General features: G+C 55.6%; 16 protein-coding genes. 13 read left to right on the top strand and 3 right to left on the bottom strand.

Annotated features, from left to right (window positions below):
• A partial coding sequence (locus EO133_RS04910; RefSeq protein ID WP_164734894.1) for a sulfite exporter TauE/SafE family protein occupies nt 1-861 on the top strand: 861 nt, incomplete at its 5' end.
• Entirely contained in the window at nt 858-1,613 is a 756-nt protein-coding gene (locus EO133_RS04905) for a TIGR02186 family protein (protein ID WP_127071551.1), read from the top strand. The genes EO133_RS04910 and EO133_RS04905, both read left to right, overlap by 4 nt.
• Before the next feature lie 457 nt (nt 1,614-2,070).
• On the opposite strand, the gene EO133_RS04900 is transcribed toward EO133_RS04905, so the two are convergent.
• Nucleotides 2,071-3,069, bottom strand: a complete 999-nt coding sequence (locus EO133_RS04900) for a LacI family DNA-binding transcriptional regulator (RefSeq protein ID WP_127071550.1) — start codon at nt 3,067-3,069, stop codon at nt 2,071-2,073.
• A gap of 276 nt (nt 3,070-3,345) precedes the next feature.
• Between EO133_RS04900 and EO133_RS04895 the strand changes: the two genes are divergently transcribed.
• From EO133_RS04895 to EO133_RS04845, 11 genes are all read left to right on the top strand, one after another.
• On the top strand, nt 3,346-4,140 hold the full coding sequence (locus EO133_RS04895; RefSeq protein ID WP_308788800.1) for a glucosamine-6-phosphate deaminase: 795 nt from the start codon (nt 3,346-3,348) through the stop codon (nt 4,138-4,140).
• A complete protein-coding gene (locus EO133_RS04890) occupies nt 4,127-4,903 on the top strand; it encodes a sugar isomerase domain-containing protein (protein ID WP_127071549.1) in 777 nt (258 codons plus the stop codon). Before EO133_RS04895 ends, EO133_RS04890 begins: the two co-directional genes overlap by 14 nt.
• Before the next feature lie 3 nt (nt 4,904-4,906).
• Nucleotides 4,907-6,046 carry an N-acetylglucosamine-6-phosphate deacetylase gene (locus tag EO133_RS04885; RefSeq protein ID WP_127071548.1) on the top strand — a complete coding sequence of 380 codons (1,140 nt, stop codon included), beginning with the start codon at nt 4,907-4,909 and terminating at the stop codon, nt 6,044-6,046.
• Complete coding sequence (locus tag EO133_RS04880) at nt 6,046-7,314, top strand: neutral/alkaline non-lysosomal ceramidase N-terminal domain-containing protein (RefSeq protein WP_127071547.1); 1,269 nt, start codon at nt 6,046-6,048, stop codon at nt 7,312-7,314. Before EO133_RS04885 ends, EO133_RS04880 begins: the two co-directional genes overlap by 1 nt.
• Nucleotides 7,315-7,416: 102 nt before the next feature.
• Nucleotides 7,417-8,733, top strand: coding sequence for an ABC transporter substrate-binding protein (locus EO133_RS04875; protein WP_127071546.1), 1,317 nt, complete (start codon nt 7,417-7,419; stop codon nt 8,731-8,733).
• 123 nt (nt 8,734-8,856) lie between these two features.
• Nucleotides 8,857-9,747, top strand: coding sequence for a carbohydrate ABC transporter permease (locus EO133_RS04870; RefSeq protein ID WP_127071545.1), 891 nt, complete (start codon nt 8,857-8,859; stop codon nt 9,745-9,747).
• Nucleotides 9,744-10,619 carry a carbohydrate ABC transporter permease gene (locus EO133_RS04865; protein WP_127071544.1) on the top strand — a complete coding sequence of 292 codons (876 nt, stop codon included), beginning with the start codon at nt 9,744-9,746 and terminating at the stop codon, nt 10,617-10,619. The genes EO133_RS04870 and EO133_RS04865 overlap by 4 nt, the downstream gene beginning before the upstream one ends.
• Nucleotides 10,616-11,842 carry an AGE family epimerase/isomerase gene (locus tag EO133_RS04860; RefSeq protein WP_127071543.1) on the top strand — a complete coding sequence of 409 codons (1,227 nt, stop codon included), beginning with the start codon at nt 10,616-10,618 and terminating at the stop codon, nt 11,840-11,842. Before EO133_RS04865 ends, EO133_RS04860 begins: the two co-directional genes overlap by 4 nt.
• A 2-nt stretch (nt 11,843-11,844) precedes the next feature.
• Nucleotides 11,845-12,921, top strand: a complete 1,077-nt coding sequence (locus EO133_RS04855; protein ID WP_127071542.1) for an ABC transporter ATP-binding protein — start codon at nt 11,845-11,847, stop codon at nt 12,919-12,921.
• Between the two features lie 123 nt (nt 12,922-13,044).
• Nucleotides 13,045-14,259, top strand: coding sequence for a mannonate dehydratase (gene uxuA / locus EO133_RS04850; protein WP_127071541.1), 1,215 nt, complete (start codon nt 13,045-13,047; stop codon nt 14,257-14,259).
• Nucleotides 14,259-15,707, top strand: coding sequence for a mannitol dehydrogenase family protein (locus tag EO133_RS04845; protein WP_206513458.1), 1,449 nt, complete (start codon nt 14,259-14,261; stop codon nt 15,705-15,707). The genes uxuA and EO133_RS04845 overlap by 1 nt, the downstream gene beginning before the upstream one ends.
• Before the next feature lie 564 nt (nt 15,708-16,271).
• On the opposite strand, the gene EO133_RS04840 is transcribed toward EO133_RS04845, so the two are convergent.
• Nucleotides 16,272-16,910, bottom strand: coding sequence for a transporter substrate-binding domain-containing protein (locus tag EO133_RS04840; protein WP_127071539.1), 639 nt, complete (start codon nt 16,908-16,910; stop codon nt 16,272-16,274).
• Entirely contained in the window at nt 16,901-17,662 is a 762-nt protein-coding gene (locus tag EO133_RS04835) for an HpcH/HpaI aldolase family protein (RefSeq protein WP_127071538.1), read from the bottom strand. Before EO133_RS04835 ends, EO133_RS04840 begins: the two co-directional genes overlap by 10 nt.
• Nucleotides 17,663-17,673: the final 11 nt, after the last annotated feature.

Here is a 17,673-nt window from a genome sequence, read left to right as displayed (position 1 = left end):
TTTATATCCGGCCTGTTCGGGGTTGGCGGCGGTTTCCTTTTGACGCCGCTGCTGCTGTTCTCCGGTGTTCCTGCACCGGTTGCTGTTGCGTCGGTCACAAGCCAAGTCGTTGCCTCATCGACTTCGGGCGCATTGTCATATCTGCGGCGCGGGGCGATCGATATCAAGCTCGGCGCGTATCTTGTGGCCGGGGGCATTTGCGGTGCCTTTGTCGGCGTCTGGATTTTCGGCATCCTGCGCAGTCTTGGTCAACTCGATCTTTTCATTTCGCTGGGCTACCTGATCTTTCTGGGCGCTATCGGCATTCTGATGATGGCTGAATCGATCCGCTCGCTGCTCAAGTCCCGCAAGGCAGGCCCACCGGCGCCGCGCCATTTGCCCGGCCAGCATTCATGGGTGCAGATTCTGCCCCTGCGGGCCCGGTTCAAGAAATCAAAGCTCTATATTTCCATCATCCCCGTCATGGGGATCGGCTTTTGCATCGGGATCATCGGCGCTTTGCTTGGCATCGGCGGGGGCTTCATCCTCGTACCGGCACTCGTTTACATCCTGCGTGTGCCCGGCACAGTGGTGGTTGGCACTTCGCTTCTGCACCTTATTGCGGTCATGGCCGTCACCTGCGTGCTCCATGCCGTACAAACCCAGTCGGTCGATATTTTGTTGGCCTTCTGCCTGATGATCGGCAGCGTTGCCGGGGCGCAGTTTGGTGCCTCTGCCGGCCAATATCTGCGCGGTGACCAGTTGCGGGCACTGCTCGCGATTATCGTGCTTGGCGTTGCCGCGCGCTTTGCCCTGACGCTGCTGCTTAGCCCGGCCGACCCATTCTCCATGTCGATTATCGGTTTTGGGGAAGTGCTATGAGTTTGTTGCGGGTAATTCTCATCGCGATGGCAACCCTGCTGCTTGCCACGGGGCAGGGCGCAGCTCAGGGCGTGGTCTTTGCCAATTCCGATCCACTGGTCACGATACATTCCAATTTCACCGGCCAGGCCGTGACGCTGTTTGGCAACATCGAGCCCAGCGGTATTGCAGATCCCGCCGCACCTATGGACGTAATCGTTCTGGTGCGTGGGCCAGCATCCGATCGCATTGTGCGCGTGCAGGAGCGCCAGTTCGGTATCATGCTCAACACCGCCTATGCAGTGTATCGGCGACTACCCGGTTATTTCGCCGTCCTCTCCAGCCGCCCGATCGAGGAGATTGTCGAGCCCGAAATTCTTGCCGATCCACGCATGAGTCTTTCCGGTATTGCCAATCAGGCCATGCAGCAAGGCAATGCCGGCCGGTTCACGCCCGAACTGGTGCGTCTGATGAGAAATTCCGGCCTGTTCACCCATAATCCACGCGGGGTGAGCTTTCTTTCACCCACCACATTTGCTGCCCGCGTCGTGTTGCCTGCGGCGGTACCGAACGGCACCTTTGTCGCCCATGCACTTGTCGTTCAGAACGGCGAGATCACGGCCCAGGCCACCAGCCGCTTTATTGTGCGCACCGAAGGGTTCGAGCGCTTTCTGGCCAACGCTGCGCGCAACCACCCATTTCTTTATGGCCTTGCCGCAATAGCAATTGCCATCGGTACCGGCTGGCTCGGCGGTGTGCTGTTCCGGCGATAATAGGGATTGGCTCTATTGCAATCGCTGGGTGGTTTGCGGATCGAAGAAGTGAGCATCGGGCGTTGCCAGCGCTCTCAGGCTCTCTTGATTATGTTGAATCGCTCGACGGACGGTCGCTATCGTTGTGGTGCTCCCATGGTGAACCTGGCTTATAGCGCATCCTTTGAATGAAGGGACAAAAACGCCTCATCAAAGCCTGGGTTCAAACAGGGTCGTTTCATAACGCGTTCCACAGGCACGAGAGCGGGGCGACGAACATGTTACCGGATCGTGCCGACGGGTTATCAGGCGCACCTGAGCCTCAAGGCCCACATAGTTGAATAGCGCCCCCATTCTCTCGTCTGATCCGCGCAACTTCACCTCCTGAGAAAACCCACTGGGACCAGTGAATCACGATAAACACGTTCAGGTGAAACACTTCTTCGGCTCCCTGCTAGTTCCGGTATCGGTCCGTGTCTCAGGGTAGCCGAGGGCGGGCAGTTGTTTCGCGGCTGACAAGGCGTGTGTCGAGCGAGAAGCGGATGTCGCCAGTGTTGCCCTTGCGCAGAAAATCCAAAAGGATGGACAACGCTGTTCTGCCCGACTCTGCGGAACGGCTTGACACCGACGTCAGACTAGGGTGGGTGGCCGCGTCGAGAACATCGTCGCATCCGACGACTGATATGTCGCGGGGCACAACGAGCCCATGATCGGATAGCCCGGCAATAACGCCCTGAGCTGTAAGGTCATCGAATGAAATGACGGCCGTTGCGCCTGTGTTGATAAGACGCGCGCTGACCTCGCGCGCAGCCTGATAGGAAGGAGTGGTTGTCGAAATGACTGATACTTTGAGATCGAGTTCTCTGCCTGCTTTCTTGACGGCTGCCAGCCGTTGCGTGTTCGACCACGAACGCTTGGGGCCACTGAGATAGGCAATGGATTTGTGCCCGAGTTCGGCAAGATGGTGAACGGCCTCACTTACGCCCGGGCCGCTGTCGATGAGGACGCGTGGCAGGCCCTTGATGTCACGATTGATCAGGACAAGCGGGCATCTTTCGACATAATGGCGAATGCGCTGTTCGCCCAGGCGCGATGATACGAGAATAAATCCCTCCACCTGTCCAAGAAAACGAGCTAACAGCTGGTCTTCGCGCGCAGGATCTTCATTAGAATTTCCCAGAAACACGCAGAACCCAGAGTTATCGGCATCTTCCTGCGCCGCCTTTATCATTGGCGGAAAGAACGGATTGGCGATGTCCGGAACAATGATGGCGATATTTGCGTAACGACCGGTGCTTAGCGCGCGGGCAGTGTGGTTCGGTACGTATCCGATTTCATCCGCAATACGGAGAACATTCTTAACAGTCTCCTCACTCAGCAAATGGGGGTTGGTAAAGGCACGCGACACACTGGATCTGGAAACGCCAGCGGCGGCGGCAACTTGCGATATCGTCGGAGCAGATCGGGTTCTGGTCATTTCAACGCAGTCCTCTTCGTGCGAAAGCCATCCCATCGCCCCCACACCCTCTAGAATTGAACTGGCCGTTCTTTCGCATTGAGTCAAGCAAAACCAACCCTTGACATTGCAACCGGTTGCATGAATCATTCGTGTGTAAGTGAAAGCTAGCTTTCGGGTGTTTTGCGCCGGGCTCGAGTCGTGCCGAACCTGACGCGGATACTCGGAGGATTTTGTCAAAGTATCGGATATGAGTGCATCTCTGATGTGCGGTAGTGAACGGGAGTGTTTGCGCTTATGGATTGGGATGGGCAGGCGATGCCAGTGGGTGCAACCGAGCGTCAAATCGACCTCCTGAAAACGAAGTCTTTCGCGCGGCGTGAGGATATGGCTCGAGTGGCCGCATCAGACATCGCGGAGCGCATCAATTCTGCTCTAGCGAAAAAGGAGCGCGTACGCATTATTTTCGCTGCGGCGCCGTCACAGGCTGACACGCTCGATCTGTTGCTTGCGCGCGATGACGTCGACTGGAGCCGTGTGAGCGCGTTCCATATGGATGAATATATCGGGCTGCCGGAAGGTGCGCCTGAGCGGTTTGCGCGATGGTTGGATGCGCAGGTTTTTTCCAGAGCTGCTTTTGGAGAAGTGTTCCCGATCCTTCCGGATCCTGACCCTGATTCCGTTGTGGCTGAGTATGCAGAGCGGCTTAATGCGGCTCCGATCGATATTGTCATACTTGGGGTTGGCGTGAATGGCCACATCGCTTTCAATGATCCGCCGGTTGCCGATTTTAATGATCCCTATGATGTGAAAGTCGTTGAACTGGACGATGTCTGTCGACAGCAACAGGTGGATGATAAGTGCTTTCCGGCGTTCGACGATGTGCCGACACACGCTGTGACGCTGACCATCCCGAGGCTTTTGCGCGCAGATTCGTTGTTCTGCGTGGCTCCAGGCACCCTTAAACGGGTGGCCGTGAACGACATGCTGAATGGTCCGATCGAAACGGCCTGCCCAGCGTCCATTCTGCGTAAGCAGGCCCATTGCACGCTTTATCTCGATAAGGAATCGGATCCCAATGTCGCAAAATAAGATCGACGCCCAGAGTTTTTCGGCAGATTATCTCGCTCGGGCTTATGGTCACATGCAGCGTATTCTTGAAGAAGAAACGCCTGCAATTGAGAAGGTTGCGGATGTTCTGGCCGAACAGATCGCAAAAGACCGACTTGTGCATGTGTTCGGTCCTGGAGGGCACTCGAATCTAGCCTCGCAGGAGATATTCTTTCGGGCTGGCGGTTTGATGCATATCAGTGCGATCCTCGATGAAGGAACCTTGCTTTCAAACGGCGCGCTGCGTTCCATGGCGATCGAGCGTACCCCCGGATATGGCAAGGTGGTGATTTCCGATCGCGAACTTGGCGGTGATGATGTGCTCATTCTGGTCAACGCGTATGGCATCAACGCAGCGCTGATCGATGCTGCGCTGGAAGCAAAGAGAAGAGGCGTGTTTCTAATCGGCGTCAGCTCTCGCGAGCACGCAGATAACAGCTCACCTGATCATCCAGCACGGCATCCAACCAAGAAGAACCTGCATGATATCGTCGATATCGCTATCGACACAAAAGTGCCTGTTGGGGATGCAGTGGTGAGCCTGCCCGGAATGACAGAAGCAGTCGCTGCGATTTCGACGTTCGCGAATGCCTTCACGCTCAATACGCTGGTCATTCATACAATTTCACGCCTGCTTGAGCGTGGAATTGAACCCCCGGTCTGGCGCAGTGGTAATGCGCCTGGCGGTGATGAGGCGAATGGCAAGTTTATCGGCAAGTTCAGGCATCGTGTAAAGGCGCTCTAAGCCATGACCGACATCAGCGGTATCGATCCCTATACAGGAAAAGTGCAGACCGTGTCGTTTGCCGGCGGGACGCCTGTTTCTGCGATATTCGAAGGTGGGGAAGCGGATTGCTATCTGGCGCCAGGGTTGGTCGATATTCAGGTCAATGGCTATGCCGGTTTCGATCTTAATAGCGGAAAGCTGGAGCCTGAGACGGTTTCTTCGCTTGCCAGGGCAATGCTGGCGCATGGTGTCACAAGCTTTCTCCCGACCGTCATAACAGCATCGGAAGCGGACATCGTTCAGGCGCTTTCGGCGATCCGGTCCGCTGTTGATTCCGATATGATCGTCCGAAACATGGTTGCAGGTATTCATGTCGAAGGGCCGTTTATCTCGCCCGAGGACGGTCCGCGTGGAGCGCATCCGCGCGAGCATGTGCGTGCGCCTGATGTAGAAGAGGTCAGGCGCTGGCTGGTGACCAGCGGGGGGCTGGTCAGCATGGTCACGTTATCGCCTCACTGGCCTGAGACTGACGCATTCATTCATGCGGTCGTTGAAATGGGCATCACCATTGCCATCGGGCATACGGATGCAACGCCGGAACAGGTGCATGCTGCGGCGGCGGCAGGCGCCTCTCTTTCAACTCATTTAGGAAATGGTGCGGCTGCAATGTTGCCGCGTCATCCAAACTTCATCTGGGCGCAATTGGTGGATGAACGACTCACAGCTGCACTTATCGGTGATGGTCATCACTTGCCAGCCGATACTCTTAAAGCCATGTTGCGCGCAAAGGGGCTCGAAAGCTCAGTGCTTGTATCTGATGTCGCTTCACTTGGAGGCCTTAAGCCCGGTCTTTATACGCAGGCGATTGGCGGACAGGTCGAGCTCACCGCAGATGGAAGACTCGGCATTGCCGGGACGCCATACCTTGCTGGCGCTGCGCGAAATCTTAATGAAGGCATAGTGAGCACAATGGGCTTGACTGGGCTGTCACTTGGCGATGTTTTCCGGTTGGCCACCGAAAATCCGGGGCGTTTCGCTAAAGGAAGGGGCAAGCTGGCTGTTGGTAAGCGTGCAGATATTGTCCGCTTCAGAATAAATCCCGGACAATCCTCGCTTGAAATTGTGGATGTCTGGCTCAACGGCGCAAAGGTAGTCGGCTGATGGTGCGTGTAGGTGTTTCCGTCGTCGATATAACACCGCCAGTCGGTCTCGCGATGACGGGGTTTGGTGCACGCACTCTGCCGGCAGAAGGTGTGCATGATCCGCTAACTGCGCGCGCTTTGGTAATCGGTGATACGGCTATCGTCGTTGCCGACGTTCTGGGCATCGAGGCTGCTATGAGCGAGCGTATACGCACGCGTTGTGGATTGCCGGCTTCGGCTGTTGTTGTAGCAGCAGTACATAATCACGGCGGGCCGGTGTCCATGGCCGGGCGGTTGGGCGCCGATGCTGATCCTGACTATCTGAGTGTTCTGGAAAGTGGCTGTGTCGAGGCCATCACTCGCGCCCATGAGAGTTCGGTCGAGGCTAGTCTCCATTTCGGTTATGGCGTTGATCCGGATATTGCCCGTAATCGCCGTCATGCCGATGGGGCTGTCGATCGTTCGCTGCCCGTGCTTGTGGCATGCAATCAGGCAGGCGAAGCCATAGCGGTGCTGACATCATATGCCTGCCACCCGGTTGTGCTTGATGCCACGAATTTGCTCTGGACGGCCGATTATCCATATTTTCTGCGCACGGAAATTGAGAAAGCCTTCCCCGGAGCGGTCTGTCTCTTTCTGACAGGCTGCGCGGGTGATCTGAATACGGGACATAGTGCTCATGCCTCTCTAAGCCTTACAAAAAATTCAGCCCGTACCTTCGAGGCCGCGCAGGACATTGGTCGCGCAATTGCGACATGCGCTATTGCTGCAAAGCTGGAACCGATTGCAGAACCAGAGGTGGCTTTTGCGGAGGAGTTCGTGCGGCTCGATTTTGAACGCAGAGAGGTCGAGCCGCTCCACCTGTTGGCGCAACAATGGGAGGCAGGGGCAGAAAACGCGTCCAGCCAGCAGAGTCTCGTGCTCCCAATCTGGGCGCGGTGGGCGCGGCGCTTTGCGGAAGACCCGCTTGTTCCGATAAGTGTACGCGTAAGCGCTCTGCGGTGGGGCGGGCTAGGTCTGGTTGCGCTCCCAGGAGAGATTTTTGCAGAAACATCTATTGATATCAGATGTTTGTCGAATCTGTCCGGGTTTGTGATCTGCTATGCGGATGACAATCCTGGATATATTGCGCCGGAGAGCGAGTACACCTCCGGCGGATATGAGGTGGATGAGGCGCACCGTTATTACGGCATGCCCGCCACGTTTGCGAAAGGCTCAGCCGAAAAATTGGTTGGAGCCGCATCGCGAGCACTTGCTGCTGCGCAGAATTATAAGCAAGCGGAGTAAAAGAATCGACCGTTAAGGCATTTGCTTAGCTTGACGCGCAACCGGTTGCATGGCAGCATTTACAAAGCGTAGAGGAAACGCCACATGGAAGGGAAAACTACAATGTCTATAAACAAGAACGCGATTTTACGTGCCGGGATCAACCGCAGCGCGGTGCTCGGGTCGGTTGCGGCCGGCGTGATGATGGCTGGAATTTCCGGTGCATTCGCACAGACGGTCACCGTCTGGTCAGGCTATCCAGAGCTGGCGCCTTTTTATGAGCACGTTGCAGAAGGTTTCAGGGAAACCCATCCTGGCGTCACCATCGACGTGCAAGCCATTCCGCTCCGTGAGCATGAGCGCCGTGTCGCGCTGGGTCTGTCCTCGGGTTCTGCAGGGGCTGTTGTTGTTGAACTCAACAGCGCAACCGCCAGCCGTTACATCGAGAACGAACTGTTCAATCAGGCGCTCGAAGGTGTTGCCGATTTTGTTCAGGATTCCGAGAACTTTGGCGAGTTCTTCGTTGATGCTGTGAGCTATGATGGCACCGTCTATGGTGTTCCGTTGTTCCGCGGTCAGTCTGCGTTGTTCTATAATCTCGACATGTTTGAGGAAGCTGGCTTAGATGGTCCTCCGCAGACGATGGAAGAATACACTGAATATGCTAAGGCGCTGACCAAGCGTGACGATTCCGGCAATATTGACGTGACCGGTTGGTCACTGCGTCTGTCAGGTGGTGGTCAGGGTATTGCTGAAAAATTCTGGATCAACATGTTCCAGTTCGATGGCGGCATGATGATCGAGGAAGTGACGCCGGGTAAATTCCGTATCAACCTCAACAATGAAGCTGGCCGTGCGGCCCTCGGGCAGTACCTCGATAACATTCATATCGAAAAGACTGTTGCGGTTGAATCGCCTGCAGATGCTGAAGCTTTTGAGCGTGAACAGACTGCAATGTTCATCCGCGAAAGCTGGGTGATCGGCGACATCGCGGCAAAAGCTCCTGATCTCAACTACGCAACTGCGCCTTTGCCCTATGGTGCAATTGGCCTTCCTGCCAACCTCTATGTCAGCGCAGAAGGTGAAGCGGAGCAGGCCGCTTGGGATTACATCCAGGCAACCAATGATCCTGAAAATCTTGTCTGGCTGCTTGAGAATGTTGGTTGGCTGCCTAATCGGCATAATGTCGACTACAGCCCGGTGACTGAAGCCGAGCCAGCTTTTGCTGCTTTTGTGGACTATCCGGAAGGTTACGCATTCTTCACCTTGCCCGCTCTTGCTCCGATCGAAGAAGTGCTGACCCGTATTGCGGCCCAGCTCGTCAATGCGTTCGCAGCGTCCCAGCTTGCTGGCGATGAAGAAGCCATTGGTAACTTCTTGCAAGCTGCTGAAGACGAAGCCAACCAGATTCTTCGTCGCGAAGGCCTGCTGGCTGAATAATCTTAACTGACCACCCCACCGGCTTGCCTACACGCCGGTGGGGCATTGTTTGATACTGCAGGTCCGCAGCTGTGCGGGCATCGATGACTGGTATCTGGAAAACCCAAGACGCGAGAGACTGATATGCTGAAGCGCAAGCGCTTGCTGTTCGCGATTGCCGCCATTCTTCCTACCTTGGCGATCTTTTTCTGGGTTCGTATCATACCTATTGGCGAAATACTGCGTCTCAGCGTGCACAAATGGGATTTGCTGTCTCGCAACAAACCGTTTATCGGCCTTGAGAACTTCCGGGAATTGTTTGCGGATCATCTCTTTTGGGAAGCGTTGCGCAATACGTCGATCATAGCCTTCGGCGTCCTCTTGTTGACCATTCCGACCGCGATGGTCATCTCAGCGTTGATTTATCATCGTACGAAATCGCGTTTCGCTGGTTTCTACGAAACTTCGGTCTTTATCCCGCATGTCGCTTCGCTGGTCCCGGCGGCCATGGCTTGGAAATGGATTTTCGATGCACGGCTAGGGCCTCTCAATGCATTTCTGGGCATGTTTGGAATTCAACCTCAGGCTTGGCTTTTTGATCCCACGCTTTCGCTGATCTCCATTATCATTCTGTGCTCATGGCAGGCGCTGGGCTATGCGGTGATCATCTACTTGGTCGGCTTCAAGAATCTTCCCAACTCGTTGTTTGAGGCAGCAAGGCTTGACGGTGCATCTGCGCCGCAATCGTTCTGGTTCATTTCGATGCCGATGCTGAAGCCGATCACACTTTACGTCTCCGTGGTTACACTGGTCTCGGCATTCAACGTCTACGCGCAGGTCTTTGTACTTGCCTCGGATGCACAGGGCGCGCCCGGCAGGCAGGTCAGAGTGCTGGTGCTTGATATGCTTGAGAATGCATTCCGAAATTATCGCGTTGGTTATGCTGCATCCGAAGCCGTGGTGTTGCTGGCCATCGTTCTGGTTCTGACGTTTATCCAGTTCACCCTGTTGCGCGAAAAAGGAGCCCGTTCATGAGCATCCCGTCAAACTCCGCACCGCAATCGGGCAGCTCAAAGTGGAACCGCAAGCGCAAGCTGACCGATTGGGCTATTGATGGCTTTTTGATCCTGTTTGGTGTCATGATGGTTCTGCCGCTTCTTATGCTAGTGGCAAACGCCTTCAAGACCCCACAGGAACTGGTAAGCTGGCCGCCAACATTTATTCCGAACAATCCAACGCTGGATAATTTGACAGCGGTGCTGAACGATACGCCACTATTGCTCTGGATGTTCAACAGTTTTGCATTTGCGACGCTTTCGACCATCGCAATTCTGGCGACGTCTGCGATTGCAGGCTATGTGCTCGGAAAGTTCAAGTACCGCTCGCTCAACATCATCTTCCTGATCATTCTTGCTACGGCCATTGTGCCCTTTGAGGTCTATATGATCCCGCTGTACTTTCAGGTGCAGTCGTTGGGCATGCTCAATTCGCTCTGGGGCCTGCTGATTGGCTATCTGGTGATGAGCTTCGGCATATTTCTCATCCGCCAGAATGTGATCCATTCGGTTCCTGACGAACTTCTCGAAGCAGCACGTATCGATGGTGCCGGCGAGCTCTGGATTTTCTTCTTCATCGTCGTGCCATTGCTTCGCAGTGCGCTTGGCGCGCTTGCCGTGTTGGCATTCTTCCAGGCATGGACAGCCTTTGCATGGCCGCTGATTGTTGCGACGACCCGCGAGTCCTATACGATCGAAGTAGGGTTGGCTCTCTTCCAGACCGGATTTACGGTCGATCTGGGTAAGCTCAGTGCCGCTTCCGCGATCGTTCTCATTCCCAGCGTGACCCTGTTTGTCCTTCTGAGGAAGAACTTCGTCGAGGGTGTTGCTGGTACGGGGCTAAAGGAATGAGAGAGAATAGCTTTTTCTCTAAAGCGCGTGCCGATTACGGCCGTATCAACGCGGCAACGCTTGAGTGGATGTTGGCACGGCCTCGACTTCACGGGCGCTACCTCAACACCAAGCTCAATCCGCTGACACTGGCCGATTATAGGGCGGAGGACGGTCTGCGTGGCCCGGACTTTGTCTATGGGTGGATACAGGGCAGGGGCCTCGAAGCGCTCGTTACTCATGCCCAATGGTTTGAAACTGATAATCCCGCTCTCACCAGCCGCCTCGATCAGGCGGCGCGCGAACTCTACAATGCGCTCAATGAACTGGTGAGCAGGGATGGCCATGCCTATTTCTGCTATGAAAAGGCAATGTCGCCTGTTCGCCGTCTGGGCGAAGGGTGGGAAGCGCAGGAAACACCCAGCAATATTTTCACCTATTCAGATGCTTTTGTGGCCAAAGGGCTGGTGGCGGCAGCTTCACGTTTCGGGCTGCCGGGCCTGACAGGTCATCTTGCGTATTTCGATAAGGTGGTTGCTTCGATTGAAGATGGGCATTTCCAGATTAACGAACATGAAAAGCTGGGGGATGTGTCCCTGGCTGAACAGCAGGATGATTTCGGTCCTCGTATGATCTTGCTTGGTGGAGCAGGCATGCTCAAGCGTGCCGGGCATTCATCGCATGCAGCCTATGCTAATCGCTTCATCTCCCATGTCATCGATCGTCACTTTGATCCTGCAACCGGACTTTTGCGAAACGTCTCTGGTGAAGATGTTTGTAATGTCGGGCACGGCATAGAGTTCGCAGGATTTGCTCTCGACTATCTGGGAAGTGACGCGTCCGATGAAATGGTGGAAATGCTGTCACGCATTCTCATCGCATCGTTTGAGAGTGGGTATACTGCCCCCGGTGTCGCGTTGACGGTTTCTCTATCTTCAGGAGAGCAGACCAGTCCCTATCGTCCATGGTGGACTTTGCCGGAAACAATCCGGACCGCTGCTCTTATATTCGAGCGCACGAGGTCTGAGCGGGTGATGTCACTATGGCAGACAGCACATCGGGCGTTTTTTGAATGGTATTGGCGTGACAACCCATCAGTGGCTTACCAATGCAGGACACTAGATGGTCCTGTTGATTACGTGCCCGCAACCCCCGATCTTGACCCTGGATATCATACCGGTTTGAGCGTGTTGGCCGCAATGCAGGCAATAGACAGAATGAGTGCAATTAAGGAGCGCGACTAGGCATGGCTTCCGTCGAAATCAAGAATGTAAGGAAATCGTACGGCTCCGTGGACACCATTCACGGTGTTTCAGTTGGGGTGTCCGATGGCGATTTTGTGGTTCTTGTCGGCCCCTCCGGGTGCGGTAAATCCACACTGTTGCGCATGATTGCCGGTCTCGAAGAAATCACCGGTGGTGAAATCCTGATTGGTGACCGCGTCATCAATGACGTTGAGCCCAAGCACCGCGATATCGCCATGGTCTTTCAGAACTATGCGCTCTATCCGCATATGACAATTGCTCAGAACATGGGATTCTCGCTCCGTCTTGCGCGGAAGTCCAAAGATGAAATCGATCAACGGGTCAAGGATGCGGCACGTATTCTCGGACTGACGGACTACCTTGAGCGCTTTCCAAAACAGCTCTCAGGTGGACAGCGTCAGCGCGTTGCGATGGGCCGCGCGATCGTTCGCAACCCGCAGGTGTTTTTGTTCGACGAGCCGCTTTCAAATCTCGACGCAAAACTTCGCGTTCAGATGCGTACGGAACTCAAGGACCTTCACGCAAGACTCAAGACCACCACCATTTATGTAACTCATGATCAGATAGAGGCCATGACTATGGCCGACAAGATTGTCGTGATGCGTGATGGTGTTGTGGAACAGTTCGGTGAGCCACTTGAGCTTTATGACCGGCCTGCCAATAGGTTCGTGGCAGGTTTCATCGGGTCGCCATCGATGAATTTCCTGGATGGAACAGTGGTCGTACGTGATGGCAAGCAAATGTTTGAATCCGCAAACCACACTGTGCTGCCATTGCCCGAAGGGCTTGATAGGGCCTTTGAGGGCAAGAAGTTGATTATGGGCTTCCGTCCTGAACATCTGCAGGTTTCGGAGGCGCCAGAGGTTTTTGAAGTTACCGTATCGGTCGTTGAGCCTACCGGTGCTGAGACATACTTTGTTGGTAATGCGAATGGTGACACCATTACCGGCGTTCTGAGGGACCGAATCGCTATTGCATCAGGTCAGTCATTGCGACTGCTGCCCAGGCTGAATGCGATTCATCTTTTTGATGCTGAAACCGAGCAGCGCGTGAACTAAAGCGCGCCGGTGCCTCTGCTATCGAACCCGTCGCGGACAGTTTTTCAAGCACATAGGGATCTGGAAAGGTGCTTTTCACCTGTGCCGGCCGCACATCACACAGAACTTTTAAGGAAGCAAATCTTGTTACAGACATGGCGTTGGTTTGGCCCGCACGATATTGCCAAGATAGAGGATGTTGTTCAGGCTGGCGCTGAAGGGATTGTTTCTGCGCTACATCATATCCAGCCGGGAGTCGTGTGGAGTTCCGAGGAGATTGAAAAGCGCAAGGCAGAGATATCGAGAACCTCCACTGGTGAGCCTTCTGGACTGTACTGGACCGTGGTTGAAAGTCTCCCCATCTCGGAGAGCATAAAAAAGCAGCAGGGCGATTGGCGTCAGCACATCGAGACATACAAGCAGAGCCTTCAGAACCTTGCCGATGCAGGCATTGAAACGATCTGCTACAATTTTATGCCGATCCTTGATTGGACACGCACTGATCTCGCCTGGCCTCGTCCAAGCGGTGCAACCTGCATGCGGTTTGACTTCGCCGACTTTGCTGCCTTCGATATCCATATTCTCGAGCGCCGAGGTGCAGACAATGATTTCCCCGAGGCCGTGAAAGAAGAGGCTGCCAAGCGCTTTTCTGAAATGGACGAACAGCGCAAAAGGCAGCTGACGGGCAATATCATCGCAGGCCTTCCTGGCGGAGCAGAGACTTTCTCGCTCGATGATGTGCGCACCCATCTTGCTGAATACGACGATATTCCAGCGGATCGTCTGCGGCGTAATCTGTTTGATTTCCTAGAAGAAGTGGTGCCCGTTGCGGAAAAACTTGGACAGCGGCTATGTTGCCATCCAGATGATCCGCCATTTCCACTCTTGGGTCTCCCGCGCATAATGTCGACGGAAGCTGATTATCGTGCGCTGTGCTCGGCGGTGGATAGCCCGGCCAATGGCATTACGCTTTGTTCAGGGTCGCTCGGTACGCGCCCGGACAACGATCTGCCCGGCATGATGGAGCGGCTGGGTGGTCGTGTTCATTTCCTGCATCTGCGCAATGTGCGCCGTGAAGGCGATGCGATTGCTGGCTCGTTTTATGAAGATGAGCATCTTGCTGGCGGCACAGATATGGTGGCGCTGATTGCTGCGGTTCTTAAGGAAGAGGCGCGGCGCAAAGCCGAAGGACGCGCTGACCATCAGATACCCATGCGCCCCGATCATGGTCAGGATATCGTGGATGATCTGCGCCGCCGCAGCCAGCCTGGCTATCCAATTATCGGGCGACTGCGTGGCCTTGCAGAATTGCGCGGGGTCATCACAGCGCTCTCCCATGCGCGCACCGAGTTCTCTTGATGGAGCATCTTTCCGCCAATTCCAAACTCCCCGATAGCGTAACTTCGGCTGGCTACGCGCCCGATCGGCATGGTGTGGGTATAGTACATCTTGGGCTCGGCGCGTTTCATCGGGCTCATCAGGCTTGGTATACAGACAGCGCTATTGCCGCGGCGGGTGGAAACTGGCGCATTCTCGGCGTCAGCCTACGAACCGCGGATGCCGCAAATGCTCTCAATTTGCAGGATGGACGTTATTGTCTGATTGAGCGCGGTGCTTCCAGAGACACGGCGCAGGTCATTGATGCACTCAAAGGTGTGCTGTATGCACCTGAGCAAGGTAAAGAGCTTCTGGCTGCACTATCTGCCGAGACCACGCGGATTGTATCGCTCACAATTACTGAGAAAGGGTATTGTCGTGATGTGGCCACTGGTGGCCTTGATCGCAATAATGTCTCGATTGTCGCGGACCTTGCAGGAGAAAAAGCTTATCCGGTCAGCGCGATCGGTTGGATCGTAAAAGGACTTGAGGCTCGCCGGGCAGCTGGCACGAAACCCTTTACCGTTCTTTCCTGCGATAATTTGCCGGACAATGGCGCGGTCTTGCGTCGTGTTGTTCTGGAATTTGCCGAACAGGTCAGCAGCGAGTTGCGCAGCTGGATCTCGGAGAATACCAGCTTTCCCTCAACCATGGTTGACCGCATAACGCCTGCGCAAACCACAGAGACACGTGCACTCGCCCAAAGGCTTTGCGGATATGAAGATTTGGCCGCGATCGAAACAGAACCGTTCTCGCAATGGGTGCTTGAGGACAACTTTTGCAATGGTCGTCCGCTTTGGGAAAAGGGAGGCGCCCTTTTTGTGAGCGATATTGCGGCTTACGAAACAATGAAGCTGCGTATGCTCAATGGCACGCATTCCATGCTCGCTTACGCTGGTGCGCTTTCTGACAAAATTTATGTTCGGGACGTCATGGCGGATCCGGTGCTGCGTTCGGCTGTGGTCCGGCATATGAAGGTCGCTTCCAGAACCGTGCCCCCTGTGCCCGGCGTTGATCTGGATTCATATGCTGACCAGCTATGCACGCGGTTCGAAAATCCCAACATCGCGCACGCAACGCGTCAAATCGCTATGGACGGGACGCAGAAACTGCCGCAGCGCATATTTGCACCTGCAGTTGAGATATTGGCCGATGGACTAGCCGGACTTGCTCCCTTCGCTTTTGCGACAGCCTGCTGGATGGCCTTTGTTGTCCGCAATCTGGCTACACTTTCCGATCCGCGAGCCGATGAAATCAGGTCCGCAATCGCAGGTCTGCAAGAGCCGTCTGATATGGTAAAAGCGTTTATCGCGTTGCCTGGGCTTATGCCAGATGCGTTGTCAGGTTCCGCAGAGTGGGCAGGCTTGGTGGAAAGCTTGCTGGTCGGCCTTTTCGACAAGGGCGTGCAGGCAACATCGCAGACGCTATAGCAGTTAGAGCTGGGATCATGCGGTTGGAATGTGTCCTATTTTGATTGAATCGCGATCTGTAACGTCCGCTTCCCCGGCTTTGAGCCGGGGGACCATGAGCATCAGCCGCAGGCACTTGTGTTTGACGGCAGGCTGATGAATCCCCGCTTTCGCGGGGGATAGCGATGGGAGAGCTATGGTCTGCTTCCATCAAAACCAGAGAATCTTGTGGCCGATGAGAGGTATCGAGCCACCTAAACTCGACGGTCACACAGTCTTGGTTCTCAGTGATCACCAGGTCCATGGGGCCGATCAGACTCTTGTGTCTGGCGACGCGCTATAAAGCGATGACCAGATTGGGGCTGCAAAGTGCAGCGAACAGCAACGGCGAGAACATCTCGACCTTGTCTGCGTCGAGAACGCAAAGGGGCAATGGTGTCCCGGTATTCGACGCACCACATTGCGTCAAATCGCTTGACTACGGACAGTCCCAAGTCCTGCGGGGCGGCAAATGCGGGATAGCGATTGTGCAACACCGCGTTGCCGACAACGCTACCAGCGAATTGCATTCGGTTGGCGCCCGCTTCAAAGCATTTCTTTGAGCGTTCGATTGATCAGCGCGATCTGGCCGTTGGCGCGAACGGGCACGGCGACGGCTTGTTCGATGCGTGCAAAGTTATCCGGGAGAATGCGGGCTCCGGGAATCTCGACTGAGTCCAGGGTCTCACGAATACCGGCAAGAGCATGGCCCTCGCCGCGCAGGAAGCGCTGTCGGGCCTCGTCTGGGGAAGTTGCGACGACGAGCGGCCCGTTGGGCACGAGCGCGGACAGGCGTGCCTGATAGGCGGCGCCCTTCGCGCTCATTATCGCGTAATCCCCCTGCAGGATTTCGGTGCATGACCGATGCGCCAGGTCCTCTCGCACCAGAAATGTCGCCTCGACACTGTGATAGGGATCGCTGAACGCAATTCGGTCGGTGCGTGAGGGGTCAATTGCGAGAAAGGCGATGTCCCACCCGTCGGGCACGGCCTGCACGACGGATTGCGCATTGGGGTGTTCGACGAAGGTCAGGGGCGCGCCCATCTCGGCGCCGATGCGTTCGGCAATGCGGACCGCCAGCCCTGTGTAACCATCGCCGGCCCGTTGCACGAGCGCGGTGTTGTTCATGTTAAGAGCAACGCGCAAGGCGGAATGCGTCCTGTCTTTCATTGGAGTCAGGACCATTCAGCGCGCCGCGCGACGGCGGACCGGCGCAACAGGCCAGAGTCAACATCAACCGCGATGAACAAGGCGCCCGCCGTCCCGGCCTCGCGCAGAAAATCCTGATCCAGAGACAGAATCCCAGCGGGCACGCCAAGGTCCCCAAGCACGCCGATTCCATCGAGGATCGCCTTCTTGATCTCAGGGTGCGACGGTTGGCCGGGATAGCCAAAACTGGCCGCGAGGTCTGCGGGGCCGAAGAACACGCCGTCCACGCCCGGCACCTGCGCAATCTCCTTGAGCTGGGACAGTGCCTCGCGGGTTTCGACCTGGACCAGCAGGCAGATTTCCTCATTGGCGCGTGTGGCATAGTTGGCAACGGTGCCGTAGCGGGTGGCGCGGGTGATCCCAGAGACCCCTCGTACGCCCTTGGGCGGATAGGTCACCGCCGCCACCGCCGACCGGGCTTCTTGTGCGGATTGGATATAGGGGACCAGCAGGGTCTGCGCCCCAGCGTCGAGAAGTTTCTTGATCTCCACCGGGCTGTTCCAACCGGGACGCACCACTGGACTGACCGGATAAGGGGCCACCGTGCGCAGAAAGCTGATCACTTCGTTCGGGCCCGCTGTCGAATGTTCTGTGTCGAGCATCATCCAATCATAGCCGCAACCGGCCAGAAGCTCCGCAACATTGGGGTCCGGGAGCGAACACCAGATGCCGATCTGAGTCTCTCCGGAACGCAATGCGGCTTTGAAGGTATTGGCAGGCAAATTCATGACCATATCCA

Origin of the sequence: Pelagibacterium lentulum (assembly GCF_003992625.1) — a bacterium.
GTDB classification, from domain to species: Bacteria; Pseudomonadota; Alphaproteobacteria; order Rhizobiales; family Devosiaceae; genus Pelagibacterium; species Pelagibacterium lentulum.
Note: the sequence above shows the minus strand (reverse complement) of the source record. Positions and strands in the feature narration are given on the sequence as shown.

Excerpts from the sequence above, each read along its gene's own strand:
- EO133_RS04880 (WP_127071547.1), top strand. The coding sequence starts at position 6,046 with ATGGTGCGTGTAGGTGTTTCCGTCGTCGATATAACACCGCCAGTCGGT.
- EO133_RS04860 (WP_127071543.1), top strand. The coding sequence starts at position 10,616 with ATGAGAGAGAATAGCTTTTTCTCTAAAGCGCGTGCCGATTACGGCCGT.
- EO133_RS04845 (WP_206513458.1), top strand. The coding sequence starts at position 14,259 with ATGGAGCATCTTTCCGCCAATTCCAAACTCCCCGATAGCGTAACTTCG.
- EO133_RS04835 (WP_127071538.1), bottom strand. The coding sequence starts at position 17,662 with ATGAATTTGCCTGCCAATACCTTCAAAGCCGCATTGCGTTCCGGAGAG.
- EO133_RS04885 (WP_127071548.1), top strand. The coding sequence starts at position 4,907 with ATGACCGACATCAGCGGTATCGATCCCTATACAGGAAAAGTGCAGACC.
- EO133_RS04865 (WP_127071544.1), top strand. The coding sequence starts at position 9,744 with ATGAGCATCCCGTCAAACTCCGCACCGCAATCGGGCAGCTCAAAGTGG.
- EO133_RS04870 (WP_127071545.1), top strand. The coding sequence starts at position 8,857 with ATGCTGAAGCGCAAGCGCTTGCTGTTCGCGATTGCCGCCATTCTTCCT.
- EO133_RS04905 (WP_127071551.1), top strand. The coding sequence starts at position 858 with ATGAGTTTGTTGCGGGTAATTCTCATCGCGATGGCAACCCTGCTGCTT.
- EO133_RS04890 (WP_127071549.1), top strand. The coding sequence starts at position 4,127 with ATGTCGCAAAATAAGATCGACGCCCAGAGTTTTTCGGCAGATTATCTC.
- EO133_RS04875 (WP_127071546.1), top strand. The coding sequence starts at position 7,417 with ATGTCTATAAACAAGAACGCGATTTTACGTGCCGGGATCAACCGCAGC.
- EO133_RS04855 (WP_127071542.1), top strand. The coding sequence starts at position 11,845 with ATGGCTTCCGTCGAAATCAAGAATGTAAGGAAATCGTACGGCTCCGTG.
- EO133_RS04900 (WP_127071550.1), bottom strand. The coding sequence starts at position 3,069 with ATGACCAGAACCCGATCTGCTCCGACGATATCGCAAGTTGCCGCCGCC.
- EO133_RS04840 (WP_127071539.1), bottom strand. The coding sequence starts at position 16,910 with ATGGTCCTGACTCCAATGAAAGACAGGACGCATTCCGCCTTGCGCGTT.
- EO133_RS04895 (WP_308788800.1), top strand. The coding sequence starts at position 3,346 with ATGGATTGGGATGGGCAGGCGATGCCAGTGGGTGCAACCGAGCGTCAA.